The organism is Kitasatospora sp. NPDC004669, assembly GCF_040609455.1.
GTDB lineage: Bacteria > Actinomycetota > Actinomycetes > Streptomycetales > Streptomycetaceae > Kitasatospora.
Genome location: NZ_JBEXKB010000026.1, coordinates 57,131 through 69,383, shown reverse-complemented (window position 1 = coordinate 69,383; position 12,253 = coordinate 57,131). Strand labels below are relative to the sequence as shown.

The following is a 12,253-nucleotide window of genomic DNA, read 5'->3' as shown; positions in this document are numbered from 1 at the left end:
TTCGCTGGATCGAGGGAGACACCGATGGCTCAGTCGCGGATCGAGGACATCTGGCCGATGTCGCCGCTGCAGGAAGGGCTGCTGTTCCACACGGTCTACGACGACGATGGGCCCGACATCTACGTCGGCCACTGGATACTGGAGCTGCAGGGTCCGGTGGACCCGGCCAGGTTACGCGCGGCTTGGGAGGCGCTGCTCACCCGGCACGCCGCGCTCAGGGCCTGCTTCCGGCAGCGTGCGTCGGGTGAGACGGTGCAGGTCATCGCGGACCGGGTGGACCTGCCGTGGCGTGTGGTCGACCTTTCCCACCTCGACGATCCCGATGAGGCAGTGCGGGAGCTGGCCGAGGAGGACCGGCTCCGGAGATTCGACCTCGCCAAGCCCCCACTGCTGCGCCTCACCTTGATCCGTCTCGACGACTCCGGTCACCGGCTGGTGGTGACCTGCCATCACGCGGTCATGGACGGCTGGTCGTTGCCCATCGTGTTCGATGAACTGCTGGCCCTGTACGCGGCCGGTACCGGTCGGCCGGATCTGCCGGAAGCGGCGTCCTATCGGGACTACCTCGCCTGGCTGAACCGGCAGGACCAGGAGCGGGCGCTGGCGGCGTGGACGGCGGAGCTGCGCGGCGCGCAGGACCCGACCCTGGTGGCGCCGGCCGACCCGGGCCGAGCGCCCGGCATGCCGGAGAGCGTCACGGCCGAGCTCCCCGAGCAGCTCACCCGCTCGCTGGAAGACCTGGCCCGCAGCCATGGGCTGACGCTGAACACGGTGGTGCAGGGCGCGTGGGCGCTGGTGCTGGCGCAGCTGTCGGGCCGGACGGACGTGGTGTTCGGGGCGGTGGTGTCGGCACGCCCGGCGGACCTGCCCGGCGTGGAGGCAATGGTGGGGCTCTTCCTCAACACCGTGCCCGTGCGCGTACAGCTGAACGGTGCTGCGCCGATCATCGGACTGCTGACGGAGCTGCAGAAGCGGCAGTCGGCGCTCATCCCGGACCAGTACGTGGGGTTGGTGGACATCCAGAAGGCGGCCGGCCCCGGCGCGATCTTCGACACCCTGCTCGTCTTCGAGAACTTTCCCCGCGACCTCGGCGAACCGGACTCCGCCGAGACCTTCTCCGTCCGGGTGAACCAGGGTAGGGAGGCCGCCCACTATCCGCTGACGCTGGTCGCCGTCCCCGGCGACACGATGCTCCTCAAGCTCGACCATCTGACCGACCTCTTCGACACGGGCGCGGCTCTCTCTGTCATCGAGCGGCTCCAGGGGGTTCTGCGCCGGCTGACGGCCGACCCCGGGATCACCGTGGCCGACGTCGCTGTGACGACCGCCGCCGAGCGCAACCTGGTGGTGAACGCCTGGGGCATGGCACCCGACGCCGAGCCAGCCTGCCTGCCGCTGGTCCTGTTCGATCGCCAGGCGGAGCGTCGCGGAAACGAGACGGCGATCATCGACGGAGATCGGACGACGTCGTTCCGAGACCTGGCCGGGCATGCGGACAGGCTCGCGGGTTACCTGACCAGCCGCGGCATCCGGCGCGGGGATCGGGTCGCCGTGGTGATGGAACGGTCATCCGACCTGATCGCGACACTGCTCGCGGTGTGGAAGGCGGGGGCGGCGTTCGTGCCGGTGGACCCCGCCTACCCGGTGGAACGCGTGAAGCTCATGCTGGCGGACGCGGATCCGGCGGCGGTGGTGTGCCGGGCCGCGAGCCGGGTAGCCGTGTCGGACAGCGGGCTCGATCCGATCGTCCTGGACGACCCGGAGACGCGGCGGGCCGTGGCGGAGTGCGCCCGCCCCTCGGTGGAGGTCGGAGCCGACGACCTCGCCTACGTGATGTACACCTCGGGGTCGACGGGCACGCCCAAGGGCGTCGCGGTGTCGCATGGCAACGTGGCGGCGCTGGTCGGGGAGCCGCGGTGGGAGATCGGGCCCGGCGACGCCGTGCTGACGCACGCCTCGCACGCCTTCGACATCTCCCTGTTCGAGATATGGGTGCCACTCCTGTCAGGTGCCCGAATAGTGATCGCCGAACCGGGCGCGGTGGACGGGGAGGCTCTGGCCCGATACGTGGCGAGTGGCGTCACGGCCGCCCACCTGACCGCAGGGGCCTTCCGGGTGCTGGCCGAGGAGTCACCGGAGTCGATCGCCGGGCTTCGCGAGGTGTTGACCGGCGGGGACGAGGTGCCGCCGACGGCGGTGGAGCGCGCACGGCGGGCGTGCCCGGACGTCCGGGTGCGGCATCTCTACGGCCCGACGGAGGCGACCCTGTGCGCGACCTGGTGGCTGCTCGAACCCGGCGATGAGACCGGACCGGTGTTGCCGATCGGACGTCCCCTCGCGGGCCGGCACGTCTACGTCCTTGACGCGTTCCTGCGCCCCGTTCCTCCGGGCGTGAAGGGCGAACTGTACGTCGCCGGGGCCGGTGTCGCGTGCGGCTACCTGGGTCGTGCGGCATTGACGGCCGAGCGGTTCATCGCCGATCCCTTCGTCCCCGGCGAGCGGATGTACCGGACCGGTGACCTGGCCCACTGGACGGACCAGGGCACGCTCGTGTTCGGCGGACGGGCCGACGATCAGGTGAAGATTCGCGGCTATCGCGTGGAGCCGGGAGAGACCGAGGCGGTCCTCGCCGGGCTTCCGGGCGTCGGCCAGGCCGTGGTCTGTGCCCGGGACGGGCATTTGATCGGCTATGTGGTCGCCGAAGCGGGGCGGGACCTCGACCTGGTATGGCTGCGGGAGCGGCTCGCCGAGACGATGCCCGAGTTCATGGTCCCGGCGGCGTTGATCGCGCTGGACGAGCTGCCGTTGACGGTCAACGGGAAGGTGGATCGACAGGCCCTGCCCGAACCGGACTTCGCGTCGAAGCCGGTGGGCCGGGACCCGGCCACCGAGGCCGAGCGGATCCTGTGCCGGGTGTTCGCCGAGGTTCTCGGCCTGGAACGGGTCGGGGTCGGGGACGGCTTCTTCGAGCTGGGCGGGGACTCGATCTCGTCGATGCAGGTGGCCGCCCGCGCCCGTCGCGAGGGAATCGCCCTCACCCCACGTCAGGTGTTCGAGCAGCGGACGCCCGAACGGCTGGCCGCGCTGGCGCAGGCGGCCGGAACGACGCGGCCGGGCCGCTCCGAGGCGGACACGGGCATCGGGGAGATCCCCTGGACGCCGGTGATGCGCGCCCTTGGAGCCGACGCGCTACGCCCCGGCTTCGCCCAGGCGCGAGTCATCGTCGCTCCGCCCGGCCTCGACCGGGACGCGCTGGTGGCCGCCCTGGGAGCGATGCTGGACGTCCATGACCAGTTGCGCGGCCGGGTGGAGTCCGACGGACGGCTGATCGTGCCCGATCGGGGCACGGTGGACGCGGCCGGACTGGTGACACGGGTGGAGGCCGGGACCGGGAACCTCGATGAGATCGCCGGACGCGAGGCCGGGACGGCCGCAGGCGGCCTGGACCCGTCGACGGGAACCATGGTGCGGGCCGTGTGGATCGATGCCGGAGACGCCGAGCCGGGCCGGTTGGCGCTGGTGGCGCATCACCTGGTGGTCGACGCGGTCTCGTGGGGCATCCTGCTGCCGGATCTGCGAACAGCCTATGAAGAGGTGATCTCCGGAGGGACCCCGTCTCTCGAACCTGCGACGACGTCGTACCGGCAGTGGTCGCGGCGGCTGACCGAGCAGGCGTTCAGCGAGCGCACCGTCGCCGAGATCGATCACTGGGTCGAGGTCCTGGACGGCGTGGACCCGTTCCCCGGGCAGCACGCGGGGCGGCCGCACTCATGGTCCTGGACACTGTCCGGGCCCACGGCGCGGAGCCTGGTGGGCCAAGCCCCGGGAGCCTTCCACTGCGGGATCCACGAGGTCCTGCTGGCGGGTCTGGCGGGCGCGGTGGCGCGCCGGCGCGGCGGTGACGCCGGGGTGCTGGTGGACCTGGAGGGCCACGGCCGCCACGCGGCCGACGGCGAGGACCTGCTGCGCACCGTGGGCTGGTTCACCAGCGTCCACCCGGTCCGCCTCGACGTCTCCGGCCTCGACCTGGCAGCCGCGGCGGCCGGGAACGCGGCGGCCGGGGACCTGCTGAAGGCCGTGAAGGAGCAAGTCCGCGCCGTGCCGGGCGACGGGTCCGGCTACGGGCTGCTGCGCCATCTCAACCCCGACACGGGGGCCAGGCTGGCCGAACTGCCGTCCCCGAAGATCGGATTCAACTATCTCGGCCGGTCAGCCGCCACCTCCCCGGACACTCCGTGGCAGGTCAGCGAAGGGCCGCTCGGCGTGGGAGCCGCCGGCCCTGACCTGGTCCTCGCCCATGCCCTGGAGGTCGGCGCGGACGTTCAGGACACGCCGGCCGGTCCCCTGCTGAGGCTGACCATGGACGGCCGGGATCTCGACCCCGCCACGGTGGAGCGGCTGGGGGAGGCCTGGCTGGAGATGCTCACCGGCCTCGCCGCCCACGCTGCCGCCCCCGGCGCCGGAGGCCACACGCCGTCCGATTTCGACCTCGTCGACATGTCGCAGCGGGACGTGGCGGAGCTGGAGGCCGCCGCGCCCGGGCTGACCGACATCTGGCCCCTGTCGCCCCTGCAGGAGGGCATGCTCTTCGAACGGGCCCTCGACGAGGAGGGAGTGGACGTCTACCAGAGCCAGCGGATCCTGGACCTCGACGGGCCGCTCGACCCGGAACGGCTGCTCGCGGCGTGGCAGCCGCTCGTCGCCCGGCACGAGTCGCTCCGGACGAGCTTCCACCAGCTCGGCTCGGGTCAGACGGTGCAGGTCGTCGTGGGCGAGGCCGACATCCCTTGGCGTGAGGCGGACGTGTCGCATCTCGGCGAGGCCGACGCGGCCGCCGAGGTCGAACGTCTTCTCGCGGAGGACCAGGCGGAGCGGTTCGACATGACCCGCCCGCCGCTGCTCCGGCTGCTGCTGATCCGTCTCGGCGAGAACAGGCACCGGCTCGTCCTGACGTCGCACCATGTCCTCCTGGACGGCTGGTCGACGCCGATCATCCTGGGCGAGATGTCGTCCGGCTACGCGGGCGGACCGAACCCGTCGACGTCACCCTCCTACCGTGAATACCTGGCGTGGCTGAGCCGTCAGGACCAGGACGCGACGCGATCGGCGTGGCGGTCGGAGCTGGCCGGGACGGACGAGCCGACCGTGGTGGACGCCGACGCGGGCAAGGCGATGGTGATGCCGGACGAGCATTGCGCATGGCTGTCCACTGAGACGACCCGGACACTCACCGACTTCGCCCGCGGCCACGGGCTGACGTTGAGCACGATCGTGCAGGGCGCGTGGGCCCTGGTGCTGGCCCGGCTCGCGGGCCGGACGGACGTGGTGTTCGGGACGGTGGTGTCGGGCCGCCCGGCGGACGTACCGGATGTGGAACGGATGGTGGGGATGTTCATCAACACCGTTCCGGTCCGGGTGCGCCTCGACGGCGGCCTGCCGATGCTGGAGCTGCTCCAGGACCTGCAACGACGCCAGTCGGCGTTGACGGAACACCAGTACATGGGTCTGTCGGAGATCCAGAAGGCGGTGGGGCCGGGCGCGATCTTCGACACCATCATGATGGTCGAGAACTACCCGCGTGACGCAGCCGGCCTCGGCGACGACGGCGGTGTCACGATCAGCTCGGCCCTCACCCGGACCGGTACCGGCTACCCGCTGACCATGAGCGCCAGTCCCGGAGAGCGCTTGCAGATCCGCGTGTCCTTCCGGCCCGACCGGATCGACGGGAAGACCGCCGCCGAGGTCGCCGGGCAGGTCGTGCGTGTCATCGAACGGATGATGGCCGCGCCCTCGCTTCCCGTGGGCCGCCTGGGCGTGACAAGTGACGCGACACGCACGTCCGTGGTGGAGCACTGGAACGCGACCGGCGAGGTCGCCGACGGTTCGTCGGTGGTGGAACTGTTCCGGCGGCGCTCGGCGAGCGCGCCGGACGCGGTGGCCGTCATCGATGGCGACCGCACCCTGTCCTACGGCGACCTCGACCGGGAATCGGACCGCCTGGCAGGGCATCTGGCCGGGATGGGCGTGCGACGCGGCGACCACGTCGGCGTGGTGATGGAGCGCGGCGCGGACCTGTTCGTCGCATTCCTCGCGGTCTGGAAGGCCGGGGCCGCGTACGTCCCGGTGAATGTGGACCACCCGCCGGTGCGGATCGAGCGGATGCTGGCCGACGCCGGCGTGGCGGTGGCGGTCTGCGCCGAGGCGACCCGGAACGCGGTGCCGGACGGGGTCGAGCCCGTGCCCGTGGACGCGCCGTGGCCCAGGGGAACGAGGCACGAGACGCCGACGGTCACGGCGCGCGACGTCGCCTACGTGATGTACACGTCGGGATCGACCGGGGAGCCCAAGGGCGTCGCGGTGCCGCACGGAAGCGTCGCGGCTCTGGCCGGCGACCCCGGCTGGTCACTCGATGCCGATGACTGCGTACTGATGCACGCCTCGCACGCGTTCGACGCGTCGCTGCTCGAGATCTGGGCGCCGCTGGTCCGCGGTGCCCGCGTCATGGTCGCCGAACCGGGCGCAGTCGACACCCAGCGCCTGCGGGAGGCGATCGCACGCGGCGTGACCACCGTCCATCTGACGGCCGGGAGCTTCCGGGTGCTGGCCGAGGAGTCGCCGGGCTCCTTCAACGGGCTGCGCGAGATCCTCACCGGCGGGGACACGGTGCCCCTCGCCTCCGTCGCACAGCTGCGCCGGGTCTGCCCGGACGTCCGAGTCCGGCACCTGTACGGCCCGACCGAGACCACACTGTGCGCCACGTGGCATCTCCTTGAGCCGGGGGACGAGACAGGCGACGTCCTGCCGATCGGCCGCCCTCTGGCCGGGCGGCGGGCGTATGTGCTCGACGCCTTCCTCCAGCCGGTCGCTCCGAACGTGACCGGCGAGCTCTACCTCGCGGGCGCCGGTCTGGCGCTCGGCTATCCCGAGGCCCGCGGCGCGACCTCGGAGCGGTTCGTCGCCGCCCCGTTCGCCCCCGGCGAGCGGATGTACCGCACCGGCGACCTGGCACGCTGGACCGACCGGGGCGAGCTGCTGTTCGCCGGACGGGCCGACTCCCAGGTGAAGATCCGGGGCTACCGGGTCGAGCCGGCGGAGATCGAGACGGCGCTCGCCGAGGCTCCCCAGGTCGCGCAGGCGGTCGTCGTCGCGAGGGAGGACCGTCCAGGTGAGAAGCGGCTGATCGCCTATGCGATCGTGGAACCGGACCAGGCCCCGGACCCCGATGCGCTCCGCGAACACCTCGCGGCGCGGCTGCCGGAGTTCATGGTCCCGGCCGCGGTGGTGGTCCTGGACGACTTCCCGCTGACGATCAACGGGAAGATCGATCGCGAGGCCCTGCCTGCTCCCGAGTTCTCCGGGAAGGTCGCCGGCCGCGAGCCGCGCACCGAGGCGGAGCGGGTGCTGTGCGCACTGTTCGCCGAGATCCTCGGGCTGGACCGGGTCGGAGCCGATGACAGCTTCTTCGAGCTGGGCGGCGACTCGATCCTCTCCATGCAACTGGCCGCCCGAGCCCGCCGCGCCGATGTCGTCTTCGGCGCGAAGGACGTCTTCGAGCAGGAGACACCGGCGGGGATCGCGGCGGTCGCCGAGCGCGGCGGCGCGACGCGGGCAGACCTCGCCGACGGTGTCGGCGAGGTCGTGTGGACGCCGGTGATGCGGGCGCTCATCGAACGCGACCCCGGCGCGTTGACCGGAGGGGCCCTGACCCAGTGGGTGACCGTGGGCGCCCCGGGCGAGCTGTCGGTGGACGCGCTGGCGGCCGGACTGGGCGCGGTGGTCGACACCCACGATCTGCTGCGGAGCCGGATCGTCACGGCCGGGGGCGAAGAGCCGAGCCTGGTCGTGTCCGGTCGGGGCGCGGTGGACGCGGCGGGTCTGGTCGAGCGGGTCGAGGCGGACACCGGTGACATCGATGAGGTCGCGGACCGGTGTGCCAGGGAGGCGGCGGCGCGGTTGGATCCCGCCGCCGGTGTGATGATCCGGGCGGTGTGGATAGACGCCGGACCCGGTCGTGTGGGACGGCTCGTGCTGGTGGCCCATCATCTGGTGGCCGACGCGGTGTCGTGGCGGATCCTGCTGCTGGACCTGCGTGCGGCATGTGAGGCCGTGATCACGGGCGGGGAGCCCGCTCTCGACCCGGTGGAGGTCCCGTTCCGGCGATGGGCGCGGACACTGGTCGATCAAGCCGCGATCCGGGCCGCGGAACTCGAGACCTGGACGGAGATCCTCGACCACGCGGAACCGCGGCTGGCCTCCCTCGACCCCACGCGCGACACCATCGCGACTGCGGGACGCAGGTCATGGACCCTGCCGCGAGACCGCGCGCGTGTGCTCGTGGAGAAGGCCGCCCCGGCCTTCCACTGCGGTGTCCACGAGGTGCTCCTGGCCACCCTGGCGGGCGCGGTCGCTCGATGGCGCGGCGGCGACTCCGTTGTGGTGGACGTCGAAGGCCACGGCCGCCGACCCATCGGAGAGCTGGATCTCTCGCGGACGGTCGGCTGGTTCACCGACGTCCACCCGCTCCGGCTGGATGTGACCGGGATCGACACCGACGAGGCGATCGCCGGTGGTGAGGCGGCCGGCCGCCTGCTGAAGAAGGTCAAGGAGAACGTGCGAACCGTGCCCGACGGCGGCCTCGGCTACGGGATGCTGCGCCACCTCAACGCCGAGACGGCACCGGCCCTGGCGGCGTTGCCGAAGGCGGAGATCGGGTTCAACTACCTGGGCCGCTTCTCCTCGCGCCCTGACGGTGATCCGGAGCCCTGGCAGATGACGGGGACCATCGGCGGCGCGGCGGAGCAGCACACGCCGTTGCGCCACGCCGTGGAGATCGACGCCGTCGTCCTCGACTCCCCGGACGGACCCGAGCTCCATCTGACCGTGACCTGGGCCGGACGGATTCTCGGCGAAGCCGAGGCGGAGTCGCTCGGCCAGGCCTGGCTGGACCTGCTGTCCGGCCTCGCCGCGCACGCCGCCCCCGGAGCCGGCGGGCATACCCCCAGCGACTTCCCGCTCACCGCGCTGACGCAGCGGGACGTGGAGGAGATCCAGACCGCCGTTCCGGGCCTCGCCGACATCTGGCCGCTCTCTCCGCTCCAGGAGGGCCTGCTGTTCCACGCCGCTGACCAGCGAGGCCCGGATGTCTACGCGGGCATCCGCACCCTCGCCCTCGACGGCCCGCTGAACGCCGCTCGCTTCCGCGCGTCCTGGCAGACCCTCCTCGACAGGCACGCCGCGCTACGGGCGAGTTTCCACCAGCTCGGGTCCGGCCGGGCCGTGCAGGCGATCGCACGTGAGGTGACGCTGCCCTGGACGGAGACCGACCTGTCCCATCTGCCCGAGGACGAGGCGCTGGCGGAGTTCGAGCGACTCACGGAGGAGCTGCACGCCGACCGGTTCGACCTGAATCGGGCCCCGCTGCTGCGCCTGCACCTGGTGCGCATCAGCGAACGCAGCCACCGGCTGGCCCTCGCCTCCCACCACATCTCCTGCGACGGATGGTCTCTCCCGATCCTCTCCACCGACGTGATGGCGGCCTACGAATCGGGCGGTGACGGCCTGTCCCTGTCCGCCCCGACGTCGTACCGCGACTATCTCGCCTGGCTCTCCCGCCAGGACAAGGAAGCCGCCCGGCAGGCGTGGCGGACCGAGCTCGCCGGGCTCGACGAGGCGACCCACGTCGTGCCGCCGGACGCCCACACCGCGCCCGTCGAGCCCGAACGCGTCCGGTTCGAACTCGACGACGATCTGAGTCGTCGGCTGGTGGAGTTCACGCGCCGGCACGGCGTCACGATGAACACCCTCTTCCAGGGGATCTGGGCGCTGCTCCTGGCCCGGCTGACGGGCCGGGACGACGTGGTCTTCGGCTCTGCGGTGGCCGGGCGTCCGCCCGAGATCCCCGGAGTCGAGTCCGTGGTCGGCCTGTTCATGAACACGCTGCCGGTCCGGGCCCGCCTCGCGGGTGCTGAACCGTTCCTCGACATGCTGACGCACCTGCAGGAGCGTCAGGTCGCGATGATGGCGCATCAGCACGTCGGGCTGTCGGAGATCAGCCAACTCGCCGGGCAGAGCGCTGCGTTCGACACGATCGTGGTGTTCGAGAACTACCCCCGCCCGCCGCTCCCGTCCGAAGACCCCGATGCGCTCATCATGCGCCCCGCGGGGATCCCGAACGACAGCGGGCACTATCCGATATCCATGCGCGCCTCCCACGACGGCGGCGTCCACGGCGAGTTCATCTATCGTCCGGATGCCTTCGACCGGACCCGGGCAGAGGAGATGCTGGCGGCGGTCGTCCGGGCGCTGGAGCAGGTGGCGGCCGATCCGTGGACTCCGGTGGGCCGGGTCGGCCTGATCGGCACGGCGCAGCGCCGCCTGGTGGTCGAGGAGTGGAACGCCACCGATGCGCGGTTCGTGCCGGAGCCGTTGCCGGTACTGTTCCGCCGCCGGGCGGAACTCACGCGGGACGCGATCGCGGTGGAGGACGCGGCGCGGAACCTGTCGTACGGCGGGCTGCTGGCAGAGGCGGAGGATCTCGCGCGGCTGCTGGCGGGGCTGGGCGTCCGACGTGAGACGCGCGTGGCCGTGCTGGTCGGACGGTCGGTGGAGCTGGTGGTGGCCCTGGTCGGCGTGTCGCTGTCGGGCGGGGTGTTCGTACCGGTCGACCCGGACTATCCTGCCGGTCGGATCGAGCTGATGCTGGCGGATTCCGCGCCCGAGGTGCTGCTGTGCACGGGGGCGACCCGGACAGCTGTGCCGGACGGGTTCGCGGGCGTGGTGGTCGCACTGGACGAACGGCCCGCCGCCGACCCGGCAGTGGCGCTGCCGGCCGTGGCTGCGGGCGACGCAGCGTATGTGATCTACACCTCCGGGTCGGCGGGGACGCCCAAGGGCGTCCAGGTCACCCACGCCGGGCTCGGCAACCTGGCCGCCGCGCAGATCGAGCGCTTCGGCGTGACATCCTCCTCACGGATCCTGCAGTTCGCGGCCCTCGGGTTCGACGCCGCGATCTCCGAGCTGTGCATGGCCCTGCTGTCAGGCGGGACCGTGGTGCTGGCCGACCCCGACAGCATGCCGCCGCGAGCGTCGCTGGGTGAGGCGGTGCGCCGGTGGCGCATCACCCACGTCACCGTGCCGCCGAGCGTGCTGGCCGTCGAGGACGACCTGCCGGACGGCCTCGAGACCCTGATCGTCGCCGGTGAGGCGTGCCCGCCCGCCCTGGTCGACCGCTGGTCGCGGGACCGGCGGATGATCAACGGTTACGGTCCCACCGAGACGACCGTGTGCGCGACGATGAGCTCGCCGCTGTCTCCGGGACGCGACGTGGTCCCCATCGGCCGCCCGATCACCAACATGCGGGCGTATGTGCTCGACGCCTTCCTGCAGCCGGTGCCGCCCGGCGTGGCCGGTGAGCTCTACGTCACCGGGGCAGGGCTCGCGCGTGGATACCTCGCAAGGCCGGGCCTGACCGCGGAACGGTTCATCGCCGACCCGTTCTCCTCCGGGGGCCGCATGTACCGCACCGGCGACCGGGTCCGCTGGACCCGCGAGGGAGAGCTGGTCTTCGTCGGCCGGGCCGACGCGCAGGTCAAGGTGCGCGGTTACCGGATCGAGCCGGGTGAGATCGAGGCCGTGCTGGCGGACCATCCGGGGGCCGCCCAGGTGGTGGTCGTCGCTCGTGAGGACGGGCCCGGCGAGAAGCGGCTGGTGGCGTACGTCGTCCCGGCGGCCGCGCAGTCGGCCGACGCGCTGATCGCCGCCCTCCGCGAGACAGCGGCCGAACGCCTGCCCGAGCACATGAGGCCGGTGGCGTTCGTACCGCTGGACGCGATGCCCCTGACCCCGAACGGAAAGGTCGATCATCGGGCGCTACAGGCCCCCGACTTCGCCGGGAACTCCTCCGGACGGGATCCGCGCACGGCCGTCGAAGAGCTGCTGTGCGCACTGTTCGCCGAGATCCTCGGGGTGGAACGGGTCGGGGCCGACGACAGCTTCTTCGAGCTCGGCGGCGACTCGATCAGCTCGATGCAGCTGTCGGCCCGGCTCCGCCGCGAAGGGCTGGAACTGACCCCGTGGCAAGTGTTCGAGGAGAAGACGCCCGAACGGCTGGCGGTGCTCGCCAAGGAGCTCCCGGCCGAGGGCGAGGAGAGCGAGGAGCCGGAGTCCCACGACGGCATGCTCGTGGCTCTCTCGCCCGACCAGATGGACCAACTCCTGGCCGGGCCGGCCGATGAATAACCTCCACAAGGAGCAG

The 12,253-nt window shown here is 72.0% G+C and carries 1 protein-coding gene; it reads left to right on the top strand.

Annotated elements, in window-relative coordinates:
* The first annotated feature begins 24 nt into the window (after positions 1–24).
* Positions 25–12,237, top strand: a complete 12,213-nt coding sequence (locus ABZW30_RS22245) for an amino acid adenylation domain-containing protein (RefSeq protein ID WP_355672882.1) — start codon at positions 25–27, stop codon at positions 12,235–12,237.
* The last annotated feature ends 16 nt before the right edge of the window (positions 12,238–12,253 follow it).